General features: G+C 37.1%; 24 protein-coding genes, 1 pseudogene and 1 riboswitch. Of the genes and pseudogenes, 4 read left to right on the top strand and 21 right to left on the bottom strand.

The window, feature by feature from the left end; all coding sequences use genetic code 11:
• Positions 1-31: 31 nt before the first annotated feature.
• The 13 genes from rlmN to BUA71_RS08355 all read right to left on the bottom strand — a co-directional run bounded on the left by rlmN (position 32) and on the right by BUA71_RS08355 (position 11,047).
• Positions 32-1,075, bottom strand: coding sequence for a dual-specificity RNA methyltransferase RlmN (gene rlmN / locus BUA71_RS08415; RefSeq protein ID WP_072878619.1), 1,044 nt, complete (start codon positions 1,073-1,075; stop codon positions 32-34).
• 469 nt (positions 1,076-1,544) lie between these two features.
• Positions 1,545-2,594: a tRNA preQ1(34) S-adenosylmethionine ribosyltransferase-isomerase QueA gene (gene queA, locus BUA71_RS08410; RefSeq protein WP_072879069.1), complete on the bottom strand. Its 1,050-nt coding sequence runs from the start codon at positions 2,592-2,594 to the stop codon at positions 1,545-1,547.
• Between the two features lie 383 nt (positions 2,595-2,977).
• Positions 2,978-4,207 (bottom strand): 3-phosphoshikimate 1-carboxyvinyltransferase, encoded by a 1,230-nt coding sequence (aroA, locus tag BUA71_RS08405; RefSeq protein ID WP_072878617.1) that lies wholly within the window; start codon positions 4,205-4,207, stop codon positions 2,978-2,980.
• Positions 4,208-4,213: 6 nt separating this feature from the next.
• Positions 4,214-4,480: a hypothetical protein gene (locus BUA71_RS08400; RefSeq protein ID WP_072878615.1), complete on the bottom strand. Its 267-nt coding sequence runs from the start codon at positions 4,478-4,480 to the stop codon at positions 4,214-4,216.
• On the bottom strand, positions 4,480-4,806 hold the full coding sequence (locus tag BUA71_RS08395) for a nucleotide pyrophosphohydrolase (protein WP_072878613.1): 327 nt from the start codon (positions 4,804-4,806) through the stop codon (positions 4,480-4,482). Before BUA71_RS08395 ends, BUA71_RS08400 begins: the two co-directional genes overlap by 1 nt.
• A 1-nt stretch (position 4,807) precedes the next feature.
• Positions 4,808-5,260 carry a D-aminoacyl-tRNA deacylase gene (gene dtd, locus BUA71_RS08390; protein ID WP_072878611.1) on the bottom strand — a complete coding sequence of 151 codons (453 nt, stop codon included), beginning with the start codon at positions 5,258-5,260 and terminating at the stop codon, positions 4,808-4,810.
• Positions 5,257-6,207, bottom strand: a complete 951-nt coding sequence (gene rsgA, locus BUA71_RS08385) for a ribosome small subunit-dependent GTPase A (RefSeq protein ID WP_072878610.1) — start codon at positions 6,205-6,207, stop codon at positions 5,257-5,259. Before rsgA ends, dtd begins: the two co-directional genes overlap by 4 nt.
• A gap of 137 nt (positions 6,208-6,344) precedes the next feature.
• Positions 6,345-6,755 carry a putative toxin-antitoxin system toxin component, PIN family gene (locus BUA71_RS08380; protein WP_072878609.1) on the bottom strand — a complete coding sequence of 137 codons (411 nt, stop codon included), beginning with the start codon at positions 6,753-6,755 and terminating at the stop codon, positions 6,345-6,347.
• On the bottom strand, positions 6,736-6,963 hold the full coding sequence (locus BUA71_RS08375; RefSeq protein WP_072878608.1) for a hypothetical protein: 228 nt from the start codon (positions 6,961-6,963) through the stop codon (positions 6,736-6,738). The genes BUA71_RS08380 and BUA71_RS08375 overlap by 20 nt, the downstream gene beginning before the upstream one ends.
• A gap of 163 nt (positions 6,964-7,126) precedes the next feature.
• Complete coding sequence (locus BUA71_RS08370; protein ID WP_072878607.1) at positions 7,127-8,209, bottom strand: bifunctional 3-deoxy-7-phosphoheptulonate synthase/chorismate mutase type II; 1,083 nt, start codon at positions 8,207-8,209, stop codon at positions 7,127-7,129.
• Positions 8,210-8,229: 20 nt separating this feature from the next.
• The gene (locus tag BUA71_RS08365) at positions 8,230-9,078 is read right to left on the bottom strand and encodes a prephenate dehydrogenase (protein WP_072878606.1); all 849 of its coding nucleotides are present in this window, start codon (positions 9,076-9,078) and stop codon (positions 8,230-8,232) included.
• Positions 9,075-10,223, bottom strand: a complete 1,149-nt coding sequence (locus BUA71_RS08360) for a pyridoxal phosphate-dependent aminotransferase (protein ID WP_072878605.1) — start codon at positions 10,221-10,223, stop codon at positions 9,075-9,077. Before BUA71_RS08360 ends, BUA71_RS08365 begins: the two co-directional genes overlap by 4 nt.
• Positions 10,223-11,047, bottom strand: a complete 825-nt coding sequence (locus BUA71_RS08355) for a prephenate dehydratase (RefSeq protein WP_072878604.1) — start codon at positions 11,045-11,047, stop codon at positions 10,223-10,225. Before BUA71_RS08355 ends, BUA71_RS08360 begins: the two co-directional genes overlap by 1 nt.
• Positions 11,048-11,587: 540 nt before the next feature.
• Between BUA71_RS08355 and gldA the strand changes: the two genes are divergently transcribed.
• A complete protein-coding gene (gene gldA / locus BUA71_RS08350) occupies positions 11,588-12,505 on the top strand; it encodes a gliding motility-associated ABC transporter ATP-binding subunit GldA (protein ID WP_072878603.1) in 918 nt (305 codons plus the stop codon).
• 68 nt (positions 12,506-12,573) lie between these two features.
• Here the strand turns inward: gldA and BUA71_RS17800 are convergent.
• The 8 genes and pseudogenes from BUA71_RS17800 to BUA71_RS08310 form a co-directional block, all read right to left on the bottom strand.
• A pseudogene (locus BUA71_RS17800) lies at positions 12,574-12,708 on the bottom strand (type II toxin-antitoxin system mRNA interferase toxin, RelE/StbE family); the annotation flags it as partial.
• A gap of 106 nt (positions 12,709-12,814) precedes the next feature.
• Positions 12,815-13,069, bottom strand: a complete 255-nt coding sequence (locus tag BUA71_RS08340) for a hypothetical protein (RefSeq protein WP_072878602.1) — start codon at positions 13,067-13,069, stop codon at positions 12,815-12,817.
• A 64-nt stretch (positions 13,070-13,133) separates the two neighbouring features.
• Complete coding sequence (locus tag BUA71_RS08335; RefSeq protein WP_245812557.1) at positions 13,134-13,895, bottom strand: head GIN domain-containing protein; 762 nt, start codon at positions 13,893-13,895, stop codon at positions 13,134-13,136.
• 5 nt (positions 13,896-13,900) lie between these two features.
• Positions 13,901-15,004: an acyloxyacyl hydrolase gene (locus BUA71_RS08330; protein ID WP_072878601.1), complete on the bottom strand. Its 1,104-nt coding sequence runs from the start codon at positions 15,002-15,004 to the stop codon at positions 13,901-13,903.
• Between the two features lie 66 nt (positions 15,005-15,070).
• Positions 15,071-16,024, bottom strand: coding sequence for a methylenetetrahydrofolate reductase [NAD(P)H] (gene metF, locus BUA71_RS08325; protein ID WP_072878600.1), 954 nt, complete (start codon positions 16,022-16,024; stop codon positions 15,071-15,073).
• A 92-nt stretch (positions 16,025-16,116) separates the two neighbouring features.
• Positions 16,117-19,260: a vitamin B12 dependent-methionine synthase activation domain-containing protein gene (locus tag BUA71_RS08320; RefSeq protein WP_072878599.1), complete on the bottom strand. Its 3,144-nt coding sequence runs from the start codon at positions 19,258-19,260 to the stop codon at positions 16,117-16,119.
• On the bottom strand, positions 19,257-20,273 hold the full coding sequence (locus BUA71_RS08315) for a homocysteine S-methyltransferase family protein (RefSeq protein ID WP_072878598.1): 1,017 nt from the start codon (positions 20,271-20,273) through the stop codon (positions 19,257-19,259). Before BUA71_RS08315 ends, BUA71_RS08320 begins: the two co-directional genes overlap by 4 nt.
• A gap of 53 nt (positions 20,274-20,326) precedes the next feature.
• Positions 20,327-20,434, bottom strand: a riboswitch (SAM riboswitch).
• A gap of 362 nt (positions 20,435-20,796) precedes the next feature.
• Positions 20,797-21,219, bottom strand: coding sequence for an OsmC family protein (locus BUA71_RS08310; RefSeq protein WP_072878597.1), 423 nt, complete (start codon positions 21,217-21,219; stop codon positions 20,797-20,799).
• 346 nt (positions 21,220-21,565) lie between these two features.
• On the opposite strand from BUA71_RS08310, the gene BUA71_RS08305 reads away from it, so the two are divergent.
• Genes BUA71_RS08305 through BUA71_RS08295 form a run of 3 tightly spaced genes read left to right on the top strand, consistent with a single transcriptional unit; the run spans position 21,566 to position 24,203 of the window.
• A complete protein-coding gene (locus BUA71_RS08305) occupies positions 21,566-22,378 on the top strand; it encodes a DNA adenine methylase (protein ID WP_072878596.1) in 813 nt (270 codons plus the stop codon).
• On the top strand, positions 22,375-22,968 hold the full coding sequence (locus BUA71_RS08300; protein ID WP_072878595.1) for a hypothetical protein: 594 nt from the start codon (positions 22,375-22,377) through the stop codon (positions 22,966-22,968). The genes BUA71_RS08305 and BUA71_RS08300 overlap by 4 nt, the downstream gene beginning before the upstream one ends.
• The gene (locus BUA71_RS08295) at positions 22,965-24,203 is read left to right on the top strand and encodes a DGQHR domain-containing protein (RefSeq protein ID WP_072878594.1); all 1,239 of its coding nucleotides are present in this window, start codon (positions 22,965-22,967) and stop codon (positions 24,201-24,203) included. Before BUA71_RS08300 ends, BUA71_RS08295 begins: the two co-directional genes overlap by 4 nt.
• Positions 24,204-24,367: the final 164 nt, after the last annotated feature.

Below are 24,367 nucleotides of genomic sequence, written 5' to 3'. Positions count from 1 at the left end.
TTTTCTATAAAATAAGCAACCGTATTATAAATTAAGCCGACTTGTTAGCTAATTGGCCACAGGCGGCGTCTATGTCTTTCCCGCGAGAACGCCTCACGGTTACGGTAATTCCATTGCGCTCCAACATATTCTGGTACATATCTGTAGCTTTTCCAGATGCCTGCTGAAAGTTTCCATCGTCTATGGGGTTATACTCAATGAGGTTTACTTTACAAGGCACATAATTACAAAAGCGAACCAAAGCTTCAGCATCTTTGCGGGTATCGTTAATATCTTTCCATACAATATACTCGTAGGTAATTCGGCTTTTGGTTTTTGAATACCAATATTCTAACGACTCCCTAAGGTCTTCTAAAGGAAAGGTCGCATTAAAAGGCATGATTTGCGTTCTTACCTCGTTAATTGCAGAATGTAAGGAAACAGCCAATTTAATTTTAGCCTCGTCATCGGCGAGTTTCTTAATAATCTTTGGTACTCCAGAGGTGGAAATGGTAATTCTTTTGGGAGACATGCCCAAACCTTCCGGGGAGGTGATTTTCTCTACCGCTTTCATCACGTTTTTATAGTTCATAAGCGGTTCGCCCATGCCCATAAAAACAATATTGCTAAGTGGCCTGTCAAAATATAACCGACTTTCATTATCTATCGCCACTACCTGATCGTAAATTTCATCGGGGTTTAAGTTACGCATACGTTTAAGCCTTGCCGTGGCACAAAACTGACAATCTAAACTGCAACCTACCTGGGAAGAAACACAAGCTGTGGTTCGGGTAGCTGTGGGAATTAAAACCGATTCTACGGTTAATTGGTCATGCAATTTTACCGCATTTTTTATAGTGCCGTCGCTACTGCGCTGCATGCGATCTACACGAATATGATTAATGACAAAGTTCTCATCCAGCATTCCCCGGGTAGCTTTAGAGATATTGGTCATTGCTTCAAAACTATGCGCACCTTTATTCCATAGCCATTCATAAACCTGGCTTCCGCGAAAGGATTTATCACCGTTTTCAACAAAAAACTCCTGAAGCTGTGCTTTAGTTAGCGCCCGTATGTCTTTCTTCTTATTTTTCACGCTGCAAAAGTATAAAGAAATAAAGGATTTTAGGTAAGAACGATGCTAAGTTATTAATTGTCAAGTGGTATTATTTGGTTAATTGAAAAAGTTATACCGCTCCGCTGGAGCTCTTAGAAATTTTATTTACGTTACTACAAACATATCGCCTCGACGAGGCTGGGAGATTCTAAAGATTTCTACCTCCTATATTTTTTGAGATTCACTTAAACCTACATAATTCAATAATATCATCAAACCTAATGAAAAAGATGAAATTCTGGGAGCTTCAGCGAAGCGAGATATTTCTAGAAAGATACTTTAGTATGAGATAAAAGCTCCAGAGGAGCGGAATATTTTAAAAAGTGTGAATCCATGCAGATACAAATTTTTAGAATTTGAACTCTGATTTTATTTTTTAACTAAAAATAAAAAGAGCCACAACCATATTAAAAGGTTGAGGCTCTTAGCATTTAAAAACTTCGTAAAGCTAGATAATCAACATCGCATCACCATAGGTGTAGAATTTGTATTTCTCTTTTACCGCTTCTTCGTAAGCCCGCTTCATAAAATCATGCCCGGCAAATGCCGAAATCATCATAAGAAGCGTTGATTTTGGCGTATGAAAATTAGTGATCATACAATTAGCAATACTAAAATCGTAAGGCGGGAAGATGAATTTATTGGTCCAGCCACTAAATTCATTTAAAGTATGGTTAGAAGAAACTGCACTTTCCATCACACGCATTACAGTAGTACCTACCGCGCAAATTTTTCTGTTTTCTTTTTGAGCTTTATTGATGGTTTCAGTAGCTCTCTTTTCAATAAAAGCTTCTTCACTATCCATTTTATGCTTAGAAAGGTCTTCTACCTCAACTGGACTAAAAGTTCCCAGTCCCACATGTAGGGTAACTTCAGCAAAATCAATACCTTTAATCTCCAAACGTTTTAGAAGATGCTTGGAAAAATGTAGCCCCGCAGTTGGTGCTGCTACCGCCCCTTCGTTCTTTGCATAAATTGTTTGGTAACGCTCCTGGTCTTCGGGCTGTACATCCCTCTTTATATATTTTGGTAGCGGTGTTTCTCCCAGTTCTTTTAGTTTTATTCTGAAATCTTCATAAGAACCGTCATACAGAAAACGCAAAGTTCGCCCACGGGAAGTAGTGTTATCTATAACTTCGGCCACTAAACTCTCATCTTCTCCAAAATAAAGCTTATTCCCAATTCTTATCTTACGGGCGGGATCTACAAGAACATCCCATAGCTTGGTTTCGGGATTTAATTCCCTCAACAGAAAAACCTCAATCCTGGCCCCTGTCTTTTCTTTATTCCCATACAAGCGAGCTGGAAAAACTTTAGTATTGTTCAATACCATCACATCTTCCGGCTCAAAATAATCAAGGATATCTTTAAATTGTTTATGTTCAATTGTTTGTTCTTTCCTATTGAGAACCATTAGCCTGGCTTCATCCCTGTTTTCTGAAGGATACTCCGCAAGAAGTTCTGGTGGAAGTTCAAAATTGAAGTTTGAAAGTTTCATTCCCATAATTTCATTTTTAGAAGCGGCAAATATACAATCTCAAGATAGGCGTTGTCAAGTATTTAACGGTTTATTTAATGCGCATAATTTAGATTAGTATTGAGAAGTGATTTCTTAGGTCGGTTAATCCCAAATTATCCTAAACATTTGGAATGATCTTAAGTATCACTCCCCAAATTAGATTATAGTTGAACTTCTTTAGTTCTATTTAAGGGGCATATAACTCCCACGGAGCGAGACGAGATATTATTGAGGAAGGTTATTTTGATTTCCAAGCATCAGATTACTATCGGAACGCAGTATTTACACTTCGATTCTCGATTAAAACTCGCTACAAGAATTCATCTCGATTCCCACCTTAATAATCTACATTAGATGAAGCATTATTCATGAGATTTTATGATCTTAAAGCTTAGCTTCTTAAAATCTTCCCAAAAGCCGGGATAGGATTTAGAAACTACTTCAGCATCATTAATTTTAAAAGGAACTTTCAATCCCAATGGAGCAAATGCCATAGCCATACGATGGTCGTTATAAGTCGCAACCTCAACTTCTCTGGCAAAATCTTTTGAAGGTAAAAGCTCCAAACTATTTTGAGTGACTTTTACTTTACTGCCAAATTTCTCAATTTCGGTCTTTAAAGCCACTAACCTATCGGTTTCTTTAATTTTAAGCGTGTGTAAACCTGTAAGGAAACAAGGAGTGTTTAAAGCTAAACAGGTAACAGCCAGGGTTTGGGCGATATCTGGAGAGTTTTGCAGATTTTCTTCTAAGCGTATAGGCCTTTTTCCCGGGCGTTTTTCCAAAAGAATACTATCGGAATTAAAAGTAGTATGAACTCCAAATTGCTTATATATTTGTGCCAGGCAGGAATCTCCCTGCAGGCTATCTTCTTTATAAGTGGTTAATTTAAAACTCGCCGAATCACTTATCGCAGCCAAACTGTAAAAGTAGGAAGCCGAACTCCAGTCTGACTCTACAGCCAGTTCTTTCTCTGGTAATTCCTGCGTAGGCTCAATAATAATGGTATCGCCATTAAAAAATCCTTTTACGCCGGCTCGTTTAAGAATTTGCAGCGTCATTTTAATATAAGGCGTTGAAGTTACATCACCTTTTAATTTTATTTCCAGGCCGTTCTCTAAAGCAGGCGCTATAAGCATTAAAGCCGAAATATACTGGCTGCTAATATTGGCGCGCAAACAAACTTTCGCCACGTCCAGTTTTTTACCCTTTATTCTTATGGGAGGATAACCTTCATTCTCTTCATAAGCAATTTCGGCTCCCATACTTTTTAAAGCATCAACAAGTAACTTTACAGGACGCTCTGTCATCCTCTTACTTCCTGTGAGCACAACTTCCCGGCCTTCAGCAATTGCATAATAGGCCGTGAGGAAACGCATCGCGGTACCGGCGTGATGAATATCTATAAGCTCTGCTTCACTTTGTAGCGCTTGTTGCAGGTATTTTGTATCATCGCTATTAGAAAGATTACTAATTCTTAAAGTAGGATATAATGCCTGTAAAATAAGCAATCTATTTGATTCACTTTTAGAACCGGTAATTTTAATATTTCCGGAAAGATTTTTTTCAGCATTTGAAATCTTCACATTCATTACAGACTATTTTTTATCTTTATCTTTCTTGCCCCTCATTCTAAATTGACCAAACGCAATGATAAATCCGTAGGAAAAAGCTGCTAAAAGTTGTCCCAGGATAAAACGGAAAAGTTTTCCATTTTCAGTACGTTCGGTGAAAAAGCGGTTAAAATCAAACCCCCCATATTCAAACAGCATACTTACCAAATTATAAACGATAAGAAACCCCACTCCCAGGAGCACCACCGATTTCCAAAAAGCTTTTTTAGCAATCATTTCTTTGAACTTCATTACTTTAACTTTTCGTTATTATGATGCCTGTCGTGATCCCTTTTTGTTTTAATATCCAGCTTTTTATCAAAAGCTTCCTGTAGGTTTACCCCGGTTTGATTTGCCAGGCAAAGCACTACAAACATAACATCTGCCAACTCCTCTCCCAGGTCTTTGTTTTTATCTGATTCTTTTTCACTCTGTTCTCCATAACGTCTTGCGATAATACGCGCAACTTCACCCACTTCTTCGGTGAGTTGTGCCATATTGGTTAACTCATTAAAATAACGAACGCCGTGTTCATTTATCCAGTCATCAACCGCTTGCTGGGCATTTTCTATTTTCATTTTATTCTCTTTGTTTTGAATCTATAATGATTGTCACGGGGCCATCATTGATTAATTCTACATTCATATGGGCACCAAATTTCCCGGTTCCCACTTCTTTTCCCAGGCATTCTTTTAACTTCTTTGCAAAATCTTCATAGAGAGAAAATGCCATATCTGGTTTTGCAGCTTTTATAAAACTTGGCCTGTTCCCTTTTTTTGTGGAAGCGTGTAATGTAAATTGACTCACTACAATGGCATCGCCCTCAACATCTAATAAACTAAGGTTCATAGCATCGTCGTCATCATTAAAAATACGCATTTTTACAATCTTGTTGCACAGCCAATCGATGTCCTCTTGCGTATCTTCTGCTTCTATACCCAATAAAATCAACAAGCCCTGGCGCATGACCGCATTAATTTCCTGGTTTACACTTACCGATGCTTTTGAAACTCTTTGTAAAACTACTCTCATTTTTTTGGATAAATATCTGTTCTATAATTGTCTTCTTCTCCTTCCAGAATCTGCAAATAACTTTTATACCTGCTCCAGGCGATCTCCCCGGCTTCCAGGTCTTCTTTAACCGCACATTTAGGCTCTTCCAGGTGCAGACAATTATTAAATTTACAATTTTGCTTTCTACTAAAAAATTCCGGAAAATAATCTCCCAGCTCATCACGGTCTATCTCTACTACACCAAAACCTTTAATTCCCGGGGTGTCAATAATCCTTGCATCAAATTTTAAATCGAACATTTCTGCAAAAGTAGTAGTATGCTGCCCTTGTTTATGCTGCTCTGAAAGCGCCGAAGTCTTTAAATTTAACCCCGGTGCAATGGCATTGATGAGTGTAGATTTTCCCGTGCCACTATGCCCGGCAAACATACTGGTTTGCCCTAGCATCAATTCTTTGACCTTAGCTACATTTTTGCCATTTTTTGCTGAGATCCCTATACATTCATAACCGGCATTTCTGTAGATTGCCGCGAGGTATTTAACCTCTATCAACTCTTCTTCGTTATATGTATCTGTTTTATTAAACAGAATTACAGCTTTTACACCATAGGCTTCCGCAGTGACTAAAAACCGGTCTATAAATGTGGTTAAAGTAGGCGGATTGTTCAATGTTACCAACAGGAAAACCTGGTCTATATTGGCTGCGATAATATGCACTTGCTTAGAAAGATTTACCGATTTACGAATTATATAATTCTCACGGGCCTCAATTTCTTTGATCACTCCCTGGGCCTCGGCATCTTTATCTTCAAGATCAAATTCTACGCGATCGCCTACAGCCACGGGATTGGTACTTTTAATACCCTGAATTCTAAACTTACCTTTAATTCGGCAATTATAAAATTTTCCTTCCTCACTTTTTACCTGATACCAACTGCCGGTAGATTTGTACACGGTTCCTTTCATTCACAATGTGGGTTTTATTAAACCTCACAGGCCCAATAACTAATCGAGACTGTGAGATTTGCTAAAATAGCAAAAGCAAGAATTAATGTTCAGCCAATTCCGATAAAATTATTATACAATTTAACTTCCTTATAGATTTATTTATACTTAAACCAATATGTCCTGGGAGTGACAATTCTTGTAGCGTGATAAGATTCAAAGTTGAAATCCCTAGTGTTTCCCGTTATAATAAAACTGGCTTTAGAAATATGTGCCAATTCTAAAAACCTATTATCGGGATCATCTTTTATGAGTTGTATTCGTTTCTTAGGTTTATATATCTCAGCAATCTCACTTAAACGCATCAATAAAAATTCAGCATTATTTTTAAAATCAGGAAATCTGGCAAACTTTGGTCTTTGGAGCACTTCAAAATATTCCTTTAAAATCGCTTCCGAAAGACAAATAATTGCGTTTTTGTCAAAACAATGTTCAACAATCAAATGAGGATAATTCTTTTGAATGAGGGACGAGATCAATACGTTAGTATCAAGAATGATCCTCTGCATGTCGATAAGCTCTTACTTCCTCACTAATTTCTTGCATAGTCATATTGGAAAGTTCGTATTTATCGGCTAATCGAATACTATTTTTTAAAGTTCGCTTGTTAATTTTTCGCTCTATAAGCTCCACAAGTTCAGAAAAAGAAACTTCCGTCTTATCCAAACCTAATTGATCGAATTCCGCTTCTGAAATTTGAATATTTAAAGATTTCATAGTTTTAAAATTTGGTTTAACTTCCAAAGCAAGTATTCTCTATGTAAACCCACCCGTTGTAAGGCGGGCAGGTTTAACCTTATCCATACGATTTTTGCGGATAAACTTCATTAATTCCTTATCAATTTACAAAATCTTAAGCTGATATTCCGGTTTTGATACCTTAAGACTTCATAATTTTTTCCTGGTGATTAATAGATTCCTGGTGAACGGCTTTAAACAAACGTAAAATAAACTCCTCACTTAAACCGTGTTGTTCCCCTTCCAGTACCATTTTTCCAAGAATCTCATTCCATCTTTTGGTTTGTAACACCGATACATTTTGAGATTTTTTAACCCGACCAATCTCATCTGAAATTTTCATTCGTTTAGCCATTAACTCAATAAGTGTATTATCGGCTACATCGATTCTCGCTCTTAGATTGCTTAATTTATTCTGAAACTCTTCACTTTCTGAAACTTCCTTTCTAATCTTTAAATCTTTCATGATTTGGATAAGTCTGGCCGGCGTGATTTGCTGTGCAGCATCGCTCCAGGCATCATCTGGCGTATGATGTGTTTCTACCATTAGGCCGTCATAATTAAGGTCTAAAGCGGTTTGACAGAGATCAAAAATAATATCTCTGCGACCGGCAATATGTGACGGATCCAGGATTAGCGGAAGATCTGGAAATTTATTTTGCAGTTCTATCGCAATTTGCCATTCCGGGTTGTTTCTGTATTTGGTCTTTTCGTAAGCAGAAAATCCGCGGTGAATTACCCCCAAGTTCTTGATATCGGCCGTGTATAATCGCTCTACAGCGCCCAACCACAAGGAAAGGTCTGGGTTTACGGGGTTTTTAACCAATACCGTTTTATCTGTGCCTTTCAGCGCATCGGCGATTTCCTGTACAATAAAAGGAGAAACCGTGGTCCTGGCGCCCAACCAAAGAATATCTATATCATTTTCTAAAGCCAGGTCAACGTGATGCGGATTTGCTACTTCGGTAGTGGTTAACATACCGGTTTCTTCTTTCGCTTTTTTAAGCCATTTTAACCCAAGGGCACCTACGCCTTCAAAGTTTCCGGGCCTGGTTCTGGGTTTCCAAATTCCTGCTCTTAATACCGTAGCATCGCTGTCTTTTAATTGATGAGCAATTTTTAATACCTGTTCTTCGGTTTCTGCGCTACAAGGTCCCGCGATTACCAAAGGATGGTCTAATTTAAAATCGTCCAGCCAGTTTCTAAGTTCTTTCTTGTTTTCCATAATTTAAAATTTAATCCTGATTAGTTAATTCCGTTTAAAATTGATTTTATATGATTGGTTCTTTGCATCTCATTGTAAACCTCCTGAAAATCTTCATTTTCTATCAGCTCTTTAAAATGCGTGAGGTTATTTATGTATTCATTTAAAGTTTCTAAAACATTTTCTTTATTTTCTTCAAAAATGGGAGACCACATCGCGGGGGAACTTTTTGCCAGCCGTACGGTAGATTCAAATCCACTGCCGGCCAGGTCGAAAATATCCCGTTCGTTTCGCTCTTTATCCAGTACCGTTTTCCCTAGCATAAAGGAGCTAATATGCGAAAGATGTGAAACATACGCGATATGCCTGTCGTGAGATACAGGATCCATATAGCGAATTCTCATTCCAAGATTTTGAAAAATATTAAGGGCCCTTTCCTGTAACCTAAAAGCAGTTTTTTCAACTTCACAAATAATGTTTGTTTTATTCCTGTAAAGATCTGGTATTGCTGCCTGGGGACCAGAAAACTCTGTTCCGGCAATAGGATGCGCTGCTAAAAAATTGCGCCTGTTTTTATGATTTGCAATAGCTTTACAAAGTCCAGATTTTGTAGATCCTGCATCGAGCACCAGGCTTTGATCCCCAACCTTATCCAGCGTTTCGCTAACAACCTTGGTTGCAACATTCACAGGTACCGCTATAAAAACAACATCTGCATCCTGTAATTCTTTAGTGGTAGAAAATTGATCTATCAACTTAAGCTCTTTCGCTTTTTGGAGATTTTCTTCACTGGCATCGCTGCCATAAATTTCTGTTTCGGGAAATGCCGCTCTCATGGCCAGTGCAAACGAGCCACCAATAAGTCCTATTCCAATTATATGAACTTTCATTTTTCTATTCTTTTAATTGCCCGCTCAATATTCTCTTCGGTGGCACACAGGGAAAATCTAATATAATCTTCTCCATTACTTCCAAAAATAAACCCTGGTGCGGTAAAAATGTGATATTTGTTCAGTAGAAAATCTACAAATCCTTCTGCCGTTTTTCCCTGCGGAATTTTAGCCCAAACGAACATACCAATTTGGTCTTTTTCTGGCACACAATCTAAAGCTTTCGCTAGTTCTAAAACTTTATTTTTTCGTTGTTGATAGATTTCATTTTGAGAACTAAACCAATTACCATTAAGCCGTAGCGCTGAAGCCGCCCCCGCCTGCAATGGATAAAACATACCGCTATCCATATTGGTCTTTACTTTTAAAACGGTGTTTAGGTTTTTCTCACTTCCGCAGAGCATCCCTATTCGCCAGCCAGCCATATTAAAACTTTTGCTCAAAGAATTGAGCTCCAGTACCACTTCTTTTGCTCCCTTAGCCTTCAAAATACTTTTAGGATTATCGTTAAGGATAAAACTATATGGATTGTCGTTTACAATGAGAATTTCATGCGCTTTGGCAAAAGCCACCAATTCTTCAAAAAGTGAATCGTTTCCAGAAGCCCCGGTAGGCATATTCGGGTAATTTACCCACATGATTTTTACCTTGCTTAAATCTTTTTGCGCCAGGTCTTTTAGATTGGGCATCCAATTACCTTCGGCATTCAAATCGTAATAAACAGCCTTCGCACCAACCAGTTCGGTAACCGAGGAATAAGTAGGATACCCGGGATTGGGGATCAATACCTCGTCGCCTTCATTTAGAAAAGCCATAGAAATATGGGTAATCCCCTCTTTACTTCCCATTAAAGGTAAAATTTCTTTGTCTGGATCTAATTGTACCTGATAATGATTTTGGTAAAATTCGGCAATGGCCTCACGAAAATCCGCAGTTCCTTTATAGGGTTGATATTGATGGGCGCCGTTATTTACCAATGCTTCGTTTAAAGCCGAAATCACTTGTGGCGGTGGCGGTAGGTCTGGACTACCAATGCCCAGGTTAATTATATCTTTTCCGGCGGCTGCCATAGCACGTACTTCTCTTAGTTTTGAAGAAAAATAGTACTCTTTTACCTGGTTTAACCTGTTGGCCTGTGCTATCATTACAAACTATTTTTGTAGGTTCCTAATATTGTTAATCGTTCGGTCATCACTTCCAGAATCTTCATTGCCTTTTCAAATTCGGTGTAATCATCAAAGGTCACATCTATAAAAAATGAATATTTCCAGGGAAATTCTATAATAGGCATACTCTGGATCTTGGACATATCGAGATTAAAATCCCTTAAAATGTTTAATACTGAAACCAGGCTGCCTCGCTTACTTTCCAATTCAAATTTTAAAGAAGCTTTATCTATTTTTTCACCATTAGGCTCTTTTTTCTGCTTGCTAATTATTAAAAATCGAGTTGCATTGCTCTTTTTGGTGTGAATACTTTCAGCAAGAATCTCCAAATCAAAGAGATGTGCCGCGGCTTTACTCGCTACTGCCGCTACTTTGGTACTTCCTTTTTCGGCAATTCTACGGGCCACTTCTGCAGTATCGGCGTCCTCAATTAATTTGATATGCGGGTGTTTTTTAAAAAACTCCTTACATTGCAATAAGGCCATAGGGTGTGAATACACTTTTTTGATCTCTGAAATGTTTTGTCCCGGCACTGCCATAAGATTCATATCGATGGGAATGTAGTGTTCGCCTACCACCTTTAACTTATTTTCATCTATAAGCGCATAATTTGGTAAAATAGAGCCGGCGATCGAGTTTTCTATAGCCATCACCCCTTCTGCTGCTTTGTTTTCCATAAGGCTTTTAGTGAGTTCTGAAAAAGACATACATTCTAAAACCGGAATTTCCCTGCCATAGTATTGCTGGGCTACCAGATGATGAAATGAGCCTTGCACTCCCTGAATTGCGATAATTTTTTCCATTTAATTCTTTTATAAATCTCACTTAGTGCTAAAAAAAAAGTCCCGATTTCACATCGGGACTCTTAAATATAATTTCTTAATTAATTACATAGCATTCCCGTTCCTATTCCAGAAATAGAAATAAAAAAAATAAAATGCGTTCCAATTAATTAAGCTGTTCATTACTTCTTTGTTACAGGGCTAAATTAGAATATAATTTCCTAATGAAAAACCATTTCTCTTACTTTTTTAAATTTTTAGTGAAGTATTTTGTTTTTGACTATAAAATTAAGGATTATATAATTTTAGCTAAAAATATAGGGGATGGATTCTGAAAATTACAATAAAGCTTCGAACCAAAATTGAAACTGTCAATCGAATTTAAAGTATTGAAAACAATATAGTAGCGATTTAAACCAAAATAAATATTCTAGACAGCAGATTGCGTTAACCAAATAAATTAGATTACTTTATTTAGTCTTAAAAAATGATTTGATATTTATGAAAATAAGCTTTGTCTTTAATAGCAACAAAAATCCTTACTTTTGAAAAAAATGTTTTATGTCTATTTCTGTTGAAGCGATTTCTAAATTTTATGGCGAGCAAAAGGCGCTTGATTCAGTTTCTTTTAAGCTGAATAAAGGAGAAATAGTTGGTTTTTTGGGACCCAACGGTGCCGGAAAATCAACTTTAATGAAAATCTTAACCGGATACCTCTCTGCTTCAGAAGGAAAAGCAATTGTAAACGGAATTTCCCTGGAAGAAGATTTACATAAAATTCAGCAGCAAATTGGTTATTTACCCGAGCACAATCCCTTATACACCGAAATGTATGTGCGGGAATATTTAAATTTTAATGCGAAAGTTTATAAAACCGATACTTCCAGAATCGAAGAAGTGATTGAGCTTACCGGATTAAAACCAGAGGCCAATAAAAAAATAGAACAACTTTCTAAAGGTTATCGGCAACGAGTTGGCCTAACTACCGCACTTCTTCACGATCCCCAGGTTTTAATCCTGGACGAACCCACAACGGGATTAGATCCTAACCAACTCGTGGAAATTAGAAACCTTATTAAAAATATTGGAAAAGAAAAATCGGGCAAAACCATTTTTCTTTCTACCCATATTATGCAAGAAGTAGAGGCGCTTTGTGACCGGGTGATTATTATTAATAAAGGAAAAGTAGTTGCCGACAAAAAATTAGAAGAGCTACGGCAAAATAACGAGCAGGTAATTCTTGTAGAGTTTGATTATCGCATTGAGCAAATTGCCTTAAATAGGTTACCTAACCTTGTAAATTCTAAAAATGTTGGCGGCTTTGCTTATGAACTCACCTTCAACACACAAAAGGATATGCGTCCTGTTGTCTTCGATTTTGCTCACGATAACGGATTAAAAACCCTTCAGCTAAATCAAAAAACTAAAAACCTCGAAAGCCTTTTTGCCGAATTGACTAAAGCAACAATAGCCCCCTAACCCCCAAAGGGGGAATCACTGCAATGCTTACTTCTACTTAAAAAGGTCGCTGTGTGTGTCGGTGCGCACTAAGGTAATTTCTTTGTTTCATCATCCTGTAACCAAATTAACAGCCAGTCTGGTTTAATATGGCATTCCCAGTACCCTTTATAATTTCCGCTTAATTTATGTGGCTTGTAGCTGTTTGGCAGTTTACCTTTTTCAGCTAGTTTTAAAACCGTTTTTCTTAATAGGGCATACTCATACCCTCTTTTTTTTACAAATTTTTAGATCCTTTTTTAAAACGATTTTGATTTGTAATTTTATACATTACCAACTATCCATTTCTTTTAGGAACTCATCTACCTCTTTTGGTTCAGAGACCCCAATCCCTTTTTCAGCTTCCTTCATTCCTTTGCGCGTTATGGCATTCGGGGTATTTTTAGAAACGGGGTATTCTTTCGCGCTGGGATTATTTACCGGTTCAACAATTTTCACTCCTTTTTCTTTATCAGAAAAAAGCTTTACCAGTTCTAAAATAGCTTTTCCGGCCTTTGTTCTTTCGTTTACTTCTATCGTCACCATATCGCTCCTTATTTTTCCTTAGTTCATAAATATAAACAAAACTACGAACAAATCCTGAACTAAGTTATGGCGTCTCAAAAATAAGCTTTCCGGTATAAAAACTTTCTACGGAAACTTCAGTAGGGCGGTTTATACTAATTACATCACCACTACTTCTAATTTCCCCGGAAAGCGTTTTTATTGGATTCAGAAACATTTTATTAGTGCCACGGTGAAAAATATCGTAATGCTGAACCGCAAGTTCCCTTGCTTCCAACCTACCATCTCCGGCGGCGAAAAAAACATTAAAATTCTCCACGACTCCCTTCAGAAAATAATTGGAATAGTTATCGTTGGTAATCCTTAAATTCCCTACATCCAGGCTCAGTTTGAAATCGCCATCGGTATGAATGGATAAATCGTCTTCCTGGTTTACCGATCGCAACCACAAATTTTCCTGCTTTAAAGTATTTAAAGTTTCTATGGCACTACCGCTGCTATTTTGCAACCAGGTTAAATTGGTTACCGTCACATACACTTTGGTCACTTCATAATCCCTAAACAGGTTACAGGCATTATTGTTGCGAATATTCAAGCGGGAGTCTGTTACTTCCACTGAAACTTCTTCTTTTAAATTTTTCCCGGTCTCTATTTTTATCTTTTGTTTGTCTCCCTGTTCAATAAAAAGTTTTACCCGCTCATAAACCATGATTTCATTAAACGGTGCTACCTCAACTTCATAGGTTACAATATCCCCTGCACCTTTTAAACAAGTCCCGGCTTCATCTGGACTACATCCCAGCACAAAACTTAAAATAATTCCTATGGAAAAAATCTTTTTTATCATACTTCTTACAATCTATAGCCTAAAGAAAGTTCTACCGCTTCGGCATTCGCGCCGTGGGACCTTACCGTAATCGAAGTCCACCAATTTTCTGTAAGTTTCCTTCTTAATCCTACTCGATTATACAATTGATCTACGTATTCTGTATATGGATAATACACATAAAAACCAAGCTGGGTAATTAGGGACATTTTATTAAAATTTAATTGATGCCCTACAAAAATTCCAACTCTATTTGCATCCTCATCGCCACTGGTATGACCGGAAGGAAATGCTACCGATTGGTAATAAATATACTCTTCTAAAGCCCGGGAGTAAAAGAATTCTGCCCCCGCCTGTAAAGTACTTTTTTTATTGATCACCTTATCTGCAAAAGCGGCAGCTGTAAAAAATGGATACTGCGCAGAACCAATAACCCCGGTAGTATTTATTCCTCCCCGCAATACAAAATTGTAATGTATGGGTTCGGTATATCTTTTTTCTTTAGGGTCTTTTGGAACATAAGCCGGTTCATTTTCGTGCTCTAAAAGATAATTCACCCCCAGGTTAAAAGTAAAAGTATTAGTACTATTATTGGGCGATTTAAAATCGGCGTTAGAGTAATGGATCACCGAAACCCCGGCCTGTAAGCCAAAACCTTTAAATATATTCTTTTTATAATAATTGGCCATTAAATAGGTGGAACTCAAAATGCGTGAACCATAGGCATTGTTAATGTAATTCTTATCGGGATGATAAGGATTGGTAGCATAAGCCAGTCCCTGACCTATGCGCAGCATTAATTTTCGATTTAGAGCATAGAAGTTAAAATGCGCGTATAGACCATAATTCTCTCCCAGGTATTTATTTTTCATATCCTGATACGTAAAGGAGTAACCAAAATCGGGGTAATTATAGCGACGCTCCCAAGCTTTGAGCCCATAAGTTTTTTGCTGAAAACCAAGGATCACCCCGGTAGGATGACCAGTAATAAGATGGGCTATATCTGGATTGTGTTCCAGAATGCTTCCGTAGAAATAATTGGCATCGAAAGCATAATATTTCCTGGATTTTTCTTGCCCAAAATTTATAAAACAGGAAAATAAGAAAAGGAGCAGTAAAAGTTTTTTCATACGGGGAGCAAATCTACTATAATTACGCTAAAAATAACGATATGGTTTATTTCTCCCCGGTATTTTTTAAAATACTTCCTTTGCAATTTTCTGGATATTACTACTTTTTCCCATAGAATAATAATGTAGTACCGGCGCACCAAATTCCATTAGTTCTTTAGATTGCTGAATGCACCATTCAACCCCCACCTGTCGCACTTCGGCATTTGACTTGCATTTTTCGACTTCAAAGATGAGTTCCTCCGGTAGGTCTATTTTAAAAACCTGTGGTAATATTTGAAGGTGACGTTTAACGGCTATTGGTTTGATCCCCGGAATAATAGGTACGCTAATCCCCGCCTCTCTCGCATCTTCTACAAACTTGAAAAACTTTGAATTGTCAAAAAACATTTGTGTCACAATATAATCTGCCCCCTCTTCAACCTTCTCTTTTAAACGTTTCATATCTGTCTTTAAGGAAGGTGCCTCCAAATGTTTTTCGGGATATCCGGCCACCCCAACACAAAAATCTGATTTATGATCTACTTCCACTACATCGTGCAGGTATTTTCCATTATTAATCCCCCTTATTTGGCGTACCAATTCGCAGGCATAATTATGCCCGCCTTTAGACGGTTCAAAATATTTTTGATGGCTCATCGCGTCTCCTCTTAAGGCCATCACATTTTCTATCCCCAGGTAATGACAATCTACCAGGAGGTACTCGGTTTCCTCTTTGCTAAATCCACCACATAAAACATGTGGCACGGTATCTACATTATATTTATGTTTAATAGCCGCACAAATCCCCACCGTACCGGGTCGCATCCTCGTAATATGCCTATCTAACAAACCATCTTTCTCCAGGTAAACATACTCTTCCCGAGAGGTGGTAACATCTATAAACGGCGGTTTGAATTCCATTAACGGATCTATATTATCATATAATTCCTGAATATTCTTACCTTTTTTTGGCGGAATGATCTCGAAGGAAAACAAGGTTTTCCCATTTGCTTTTTCTATATGCTCGGTAACTTTCATATATTGTGGTAAACTGAATACTATATAGTGTAAACTATAATTTAATTATACTATTTTCATTCCTCCCCTTTGGGGAGGTTAGGTGGGGCTTTTTAATCTGCAATATTAGGGTTTAACCACTTTTCGGCCTTTTTTAAGGAAATGCCTTTTCGCGTTGCGTAATCTTTAACCTGGTCCTCCTTAATTTTTCCGAGGCCAAAATACCTGGCTTCAGGGTTTGCAAAATAATAACCACTCACGCTGGCTGCTGGCCACATGGCAAGACTTTCGGTGATTTCAACACCTATTTTCTCCTTTACCTTTAACACTTCCCAAATGCTTATTTTCTCCAAATGATCTGGACAGGCAGGATAGCCGGGCGCCGGGCGAATGCCTTTATAACTTTCTTTGATTAATTCTTCATTGCTTAAATTTTCTTCGGAAGCATACCCCCACTCTTCTATTCTTACTTGCTTATGAAGATACTCAGCGAAAGCTTCTGCCAGCCTATCGGCAAGGGCTTTAATCATTATGGCATTATAATCGTCCAGATCCTCTTCAAATTTTTTGGCCAATTCTGCAGTACCAAAACCTGTTGTTACACAAAAACAACCCATATAATCCTGAAGTTCATTTCCCTTTGGAGCAATAAAATCTGCTAATGCGAAATTTGGTTTTTCACCATATTTCTTTAGTTGCTGCCGCAGGGTTCTAAAAACCATTACTTTTTCTTCAGACCCCTCCTGATACTTTATTTCAATATCATCATTATTAATGGTATTCGCCTCAAAAAGCCCAAATATAGCCTTTGCTTTTAACAGCTTTTCATCCAAAACTTTTTGCAATAGCTTTTTCACATCTTCAAACAACAAAGTTGCCTGTTCCCCAACAACCTCATCTTCCAAAATATTTGGGTACTTACCGTGTAAATCCCAACTTCTAAAAAATGGGCTCCAATCAATAAAATCCAGTAATTTATATAAGTCGAAATCATCAATTACCTGGATTCCTAACTTATTAGGCTTCTTAATAGAAGTTTCTTCCCAATTAATTTGATACCTGTTTTTTCGGGCTTCTTCAATTGGCAGGTAAGATTTTACTTTACTTCGTTTTTTAAAATTAACCCTGAATTTATCATATTCGGCTTTAAGATCGCTCATGTATTTCTTGCGGGTATCTTCTTTTAAAAGATCGCCAATTACCGTAACCGCGCGGGAAGCATCATTTACATGGGCCACGGCATTTCCATATTGCGGGTCTATCTTTACCGCAGTATGTGCCCGTGAAGTTGTTGCCCCGCCAATTAAAAGCGGAACATCAAATTCCTGTCGCTGCATTTCTTTGGCCAAAAACACCATTTCATCCAAAGAAGGTGTAATTAGTCCACTTAAACCAATCGCATCTACATTTTCGGCTTTGGCAGTATCAATAATTTTTTCAGGAGGTACCATTACGCCCAAATCGATGATTTCATAATTATTACAGCCCAAAACTACGCTCACAATATTTTTTCCAATATCGTGTACATCTCCTTTTACGGTGGCCATTAGAACTTTGCCTGCCCCCCCCGCCCCCGAAGGGGGAGCCTTTTTCAGTGTGCGAAAAATCTTACTCAATACATCATCCAAATTGGAAAGCACCTCATTCCTGCTAAATTTGATTACCCTGAATTCCTGTTGTCTTAACCAATCCGCTCTTTCTTTATCACTTTTTTTATTCTCTGGTAATTGATGAATTAGACCTTCTATTTCAATGATAAGCTTCTCTTCCAGACAGACGAAATCGGCAATATAGCTTCCAATTATTTGTTGTTTTTTAAACGAATATCCTTCCAGTTGTTTATTACTTAAAGCATTCCAAAGTACAGTTTCCGCATCTGTAGGATTATTATTTCTTCTATCCTGGGCAAACCTCTTCATCGTTTCGTGCAATTCCGGGTCAGTCTTTTGCCAGTATTGCTCCCCCTTTGGGGGCTGGGGGGCTTCTTTCGCTTCTTCAATATAAGGAAGTAGGTAAGCCACTGCTTTTTTCATTACCCGCGCCGATTTCACTACCTGGGGTAAGAACATTTTTCCACTTCCAAATAGATCGCCCACTACATTCATTCCAATCATCAAATTACCTTCAATAACTTCTATGGGTTTGGTAGCAGCCAGCCTCGCTTCTTCTATATCCTCAATTATATAAGAATCAATACCCTTCACCAGGGCGTGGGTAATTCTATCCTGAAGCGGATTTTCCCTCCAGGAAAGATCGGCTTTCTTAGCTTTTTTAGAACCTACTACAGTTTCCGCAAAATTCAATAAGCGCTCGGTAGCATCTTCGCGTCTGTCCAGGATCACATCTTCTACATGTTCTAAAAGATCTTTTGGGATATTATCATAAACCTCCAACAAGGCAGGATTTACAATTCCCATATTCATCCCGGCCTTAATCGCATGGTACAGAAAAACAGAATGCATAGCTTCCCGCACGGGATTATTTCCGCGGAAAGAAAAAGAAACATTGCTCACGCCCCCGCTTATACTACAATGCGGTAAATTTTCTTTTACCCAGCGCGTACCTTCAATAAAATCTATAGCATTTCTCTTATGCTCATCCATCCCGGTTCCTACCGGGAAAATATTAAGATCGAAAATGATGTCTTCGGGAGGGAAATTCACTTTGTTGACCAAAATATCATAAGAACGTTTAGCAATTTCTACCCGGCGTTCATAATTATCGGCTTGCCCCACTTCGTCGAAGGCCATGACAATAACTGCAGCGCCATAACGCTTTATTTTTTTGGCATGCTCCAGGAATTCAGCTTCTCCTTCTTTTAAACTAATGGAATTTACAATGCATTTTCCCTGTACCACCTGTAGCCCGGCTTCTATAATTTCCCATTTCGAACTATCTATCATAATAGGAACACGGGCAATATCGGGTTCAGAAACAATAAGGTTTAGGAACTTTACCATGACCTCTCTTCCCTCAATAAGGCCATCGTCCATATTGATATCTATAATCTGGGCGCCTCCTTCTACCTGGTCTCTGGCTACCTCCAGGGCTTCTTCAAACTTTTCTTCTTTAATTAACCGAAGGAATTTCTTAGACCCCGCCACATTGGTTCGTTCTCCAACATTTACAAAATTACTATCTGGCGTAATTACCAGGGGTTCCAATCCAGATAATTTTAGCGGACGAATATCTGCTTTCAATTTTTTGGAAGAAATAATTTCTTCAGAGGTCTTATTTTTATCTTTTTCAACAATCATAAAACGGTAGAGTAATCTGGTTCATGTAATTTTCTTGGCTCATACTGTTCGGCGAGTTTTGAAATTTCGGCTATATGCTCTGGCGTGGTACCACAACAGCCGCCTAAAATATTCACCAGGCCTTTTTCTAAATATTCTTTTACCTGGCTCGCCATTTCTTGCGCATCCTGGTCGTATTCCCCAAAGGCATTTGGCAATCCTGCATTGGGATAGGCCGAAACGCCCGAGCTGGCAAACCGGTTTAAAACTTCAAGATGAGGGGTGAGTTGTTTCGCCCCCAAAGCACAATTAAAACCAATACTCAATAGTGGAATATGGGAAACCGAAATTAAAAAGGCTTCGGCGGTTTGCCCGGAAAGCGTACGTCCCGAAGCATCTGTAATTGTACCGCTTACCATAATGGGAATATCTAACTGAAGTTCCTCTTTTAGCTCGTCTATGGCAAAAAGGGCAGCTTTGGCGTTTAAAGTATCAAAAACAGTTTCTACCAATAAGATATCCACGCCCCCTTTAATTAGGGCACGGGCCTGCTGTTTATAAGCCTTACGCAATTCATTAAAAGAAATAGCTCTGAAGCCGGGATCGTTCACATCTGGGCTCATACTGGCCGTTTTATTGGTTGGTCCCATGGCGCCGGCGACAAAACGGGGTTTATCGGGGTTTTGTGCAGTGAGTTCTAAGGCTACTTTTTTTGCAATTTTAGCCGACTCGTAGTTAAGTTCATCTACCAACTCCTGCATTTCATAATCGGCCATTGCGATAGTGGTAGCAGAAAAAGTATTGGTTTCTACAATATCGGCCCCTGCGGCAAAGAATTTACGGTGTATTTCCTCAATCGCTTCGGGCTGGGTAAGGGATAACAAATCGTTATTTCCTTTAACTGAAACCGGCCAGTCTGTAAAACGTTTTCCACGGAAATCTTCTTCAGAAAATTTAAAATCCTGAAGCATGGTACCCATAGCACCGTCTAAAATGAGTATTTTTTTATGAAGTTGTTCTTCTAATTTCGACATATAATTACAATTATATTCACTATCAAAAAAAGAAGAAAGGAAAGTATTCTTTTCTGTTATCTATCTTCGCCAAAACGAAGTAGAAGGTAGCACCTTCTCCCATTACAGGAGGGTTGCCAAGGCTTCATTGGGTCCAATCCCTCAACCTTTCTTGATAACGATATTATAAAAATGAACTGAATTTTCAAAGATAAGACTAAGCTCCTAATTTGCAAGTTATTCAACAGAACTTTTAGAAAGAATAAGTCTTATACTTTTTATATTGAATTTTTACTGAATATCTGCGAATGGCAATAAAACTTATAAAGTTTTTCTATTCTAAAGCCGCTACAAAAGACCTGAGTATGAGAGTCCTCACAGTCCCGATAGCTATGGGAGACTGTAAGGGCTAATGTAATGCGGTTTCGTTTATTTTATAAATGAAAAAGCAAAATTCTCAGTAAGTAATACTTTAGGCTTTGCTCTTTTGTCTTGCAGCGTCCCCGAAGGCTATCGGGATTGCTCTAACCAGACAATACTAATTTTAATTTATAAACTCGTCGTTAAGAATAATCGCGTAATTAATTTCGGCCGATTTTTCGAGCATTTTAGAAACCGAACAGTACTTTTCCATAGAAAGATCTACAGCCCGTTTTACTTTGGCTGATGGTAAATCTCCTTTTAACACAAAATTAAGTTGAATCTTCTTAAAAACATTGGGAATAGCACCGTCTTCTCTAAAGCCCTCCACCTCTACCTGGAGATCGTCTAATTCTAGATGTTGCTTTCTTAAAATCATTACAATATCGATACTACTGCACCCGGCAATAGCGCGAAGCAACAGGTCCATAGGACTGGCTCCTTTTGGTTCGGCATCGGTTTTATTGTCTAATTGAACAATATCTCCGCGTTCGTTTACAGTTTCAAAATGATAATCTTTATTGAGTCTTTTAAGTGTAACTTTCATAGGAATCGTGTTTTAAACAAATTTAAGTAAAGCAAATTAGAAAACCTCATAGTTCTAAAGCTTATACCCATTTAGGGTTTTCTATAAAGGCCATTAACAAATTTTTAATAGATTTACAGAAAGCTTAGAATAAAAACTTTTATTCTGAATACGAACTTTTCTATAGTTTGGAAAAGCTGGGGATAAAAGAAATTGTTAATAATTTGAACTATTGTAGAAACGGTGCCATTGAACAAAGTTTTACTTTTAGAATAATTAATCTAACTTTGAGGTCGTCTAAAAATAATTTTTAAAAATTGATATTAACCCTGATATGAATGGAAGACTTCTAAACCTATAGTTCAATATGACAAAACCTATTTTAAGATGGGCAGGAGGTAAAAGGTGGCTTATCAAACAAATTAACGATTATCTCCCAGGGAATATCAATAATTATTATGAACCATTTGCTGGAGGATTATCTATACTAATTTATTTGTTAAATAATCAAAAAATTAGAAATATATCAACTGCATCTGATACCAATCCACATCTTATCAATTTTTATAATACTCTTAAACAGGATCCTGAGAGATTAATAAATTCACTCAAATCCTTTAAAAATACAGAAGATAATTATTACAAAGAGAGGGCAAAAAATAGAAGAACAAATCATACTAGAGCTGCAAAATTTTTGTATCTAAATAGAACATCCTTCAATGGAATTTATCGTGAAAATTTAAAAGGTGAATATAATGTGCCTTACGGTAAAAAGTCATACGATCAATTATTTGATTACGATCAAATCTATTATTTGAGCGAAATATTTCAAAATACACTTTTTGAAAATGAAGATTTCGCTCACATCGATAATTTTGCAGAAAGAGATGATCTTGTGTTTCTTGATCCTCCCTATACCGTAGCACACGAGAATAATGGCTTTGTAAAATACAACCAAAAAATCTTCTCATGGGAGGATCAAATTAGATTAAAAGATATGGTTGAAAGACTTGATAATAGAGGTGTAAACTACATCCTCACAAACGCAAAACATATCTCTATTGAGCACTTATATCAAGGAATAGGGAACATTCACAATGTTAGTCGTTCTAGCCTAATTGGTGGTAAGGGTGCAAAAAGGTCAAAGTATAATGAGATTATAATTACAAATGCGATATGAGTAATACTTGGGAATCTATTTTATATACAACCGTTAGTGTCATTGGTAGTATCATACCATTCCTTCTTCTAGCTGCTCTAATTTACTTTAATGGACAGGATATTCCAGAATATAGAAAATTGATTGGTAATGGAGAATTAGCAATCGTTTGTATTAGTCTCGGAATTGGAGTGATTTATACATTAATTGGTAACGCCTACAAAATTGGAAGTGCAGTTTATAAAACAGCTTCTTATTTTGGACTTCATTTAATTTTTTGGCCAACATTATTACTATTTATAATTGGAGTTTCAATTTACACATCCTCACTTATGGATATATATATTGCTAATTCCCATAATAACACAGAGTATTCTCAAGGTTATGAATCTGGTAGATATAATACTTCCTTCACAAGAGAAGAAAAAGCGGAAAATGAAATTTCTGCAGCCGAAAAAGGTCAAAATAGAATTGTTACCTTTTCAATAGGATTTTTTATTTGGATTGTTGTTGCCGTATTTGTCTCAAGAATATTTGACAAAATGGACATAAGATTTGTTGAGGAAAGATCTAAAGCCGTAAATAACCTACAAAAAAGAGTAGAAAAATGAACAACTCAGAATACATCGAAGTTCCTTTTATAAAAATCCAACAACCAATAGGTACATTTTACGTCTGCAAAATGTCATGGCAACAATTGATAGATATATCCTACGCGGATATAAGGGATATTGACGAATCAAGTAAGAATAGTGAATTTGACGACTACCTAGGTATTCAAAGGAAAGTCTCAAAAGGCAGAATAAAAGAGATTTCCAGCTATGTCACGAATTTGGACGCAACTTTTCCTACTTCAATTATTTTACATATTAGATCAACCTCATTATTCCACAAAGGTGAACTCCTTGAAAACTATGATGATCAATTTATTCAAGATAATGAAAGCGAAATTGAAGAAATGACTAATGTGAAAATTGAGGATAACAAAATTTACATTAGACGGAGTGAGCAAATAGCAAAAATTTTAGATGGCCAGCATCGAATTGAGGGATTTCGAAACGCAATTGATAATGGTGAGACAATAGAAGATTTTGACTTTAACGTTACTGTTTTTGTCGACTTAGACTTAGATGATCAAGCTCAAATATTTTCTGTTATCAACAAAGCTCAAACTAAAGTTAACAAATCTCTAGTTTATGATCTGTATGAATATGCAAAGCACAGAAGTCCACAGAAAACAGCTCACGATATAGTTCGAGTTTTAAATAAATCCGAAAAGAGTGCTTTATATAAAAGTGTGAAAATTTTAGGAACAGCAAAGGACAAGGAACTTGAAACTATAGCTCAAGCAACATTAGCAGAATTAATCATTGATAGTATTTCAAAACAGCCAATGGTTGATAGAAATTTGTTAAGGAAAAAATCAATTTTTAATTCTTCCGGATTAAAAAAGGAGACAGATAGAAAGGAGTTAGAAAGAAGAATTTTTAGAAATTTATTTATTGAAGAGGATGATGACACGATATATTTTATTATTAACAACTTCTACAATGCTGTTTCAAGAAAATGGTCCAGAGCTTGGAAAAATTATCCAATTATTGAAAAGAATATTTTAAAAAAATCAACCGGAATAGTAGCTTTATTTAGATTTATGAGATATTTATATAACTACAAAAATAAAGTTGACGAAAATATGTCGGAAAGTGAATTTTCGGAACAATTAGAACTTATCGACATTCCCGATACACAATTCACAACAGAATTTTACAAACCTGGTTCTAGTGGGCAAAGTCAGTTATTTAAAGATTTGGTATATCAGCATAAGGAAAACTATATGTTGGATTAATATCTTTTCAAAACTGCTTACATCGGTTAATAGCAAATAGCCGGAACCGTTAGAAAGAAAATAATTAAACTGACTAATTGAAAGGCTTAAACACCCCGGCCTATCGACAACCCCTTCTTAAAAAGAAGGGGAGCTAATAAGCTTTAAAAAAATCTTACTTATTT

The organism is Salegentibacter echinorum (assembly GCF_900129445.1).
GTDB lineage: Bacteria > Bacteroidota > Bacteroidia > Flavobacteriales > Flavobacteriaceae > Salegentibacter > Salegentibacter echinorum.
Note: the sequence above shows the minus strand (reverse complement) of the source record. Positions and strands in the feature narration are given on the sequence as shown.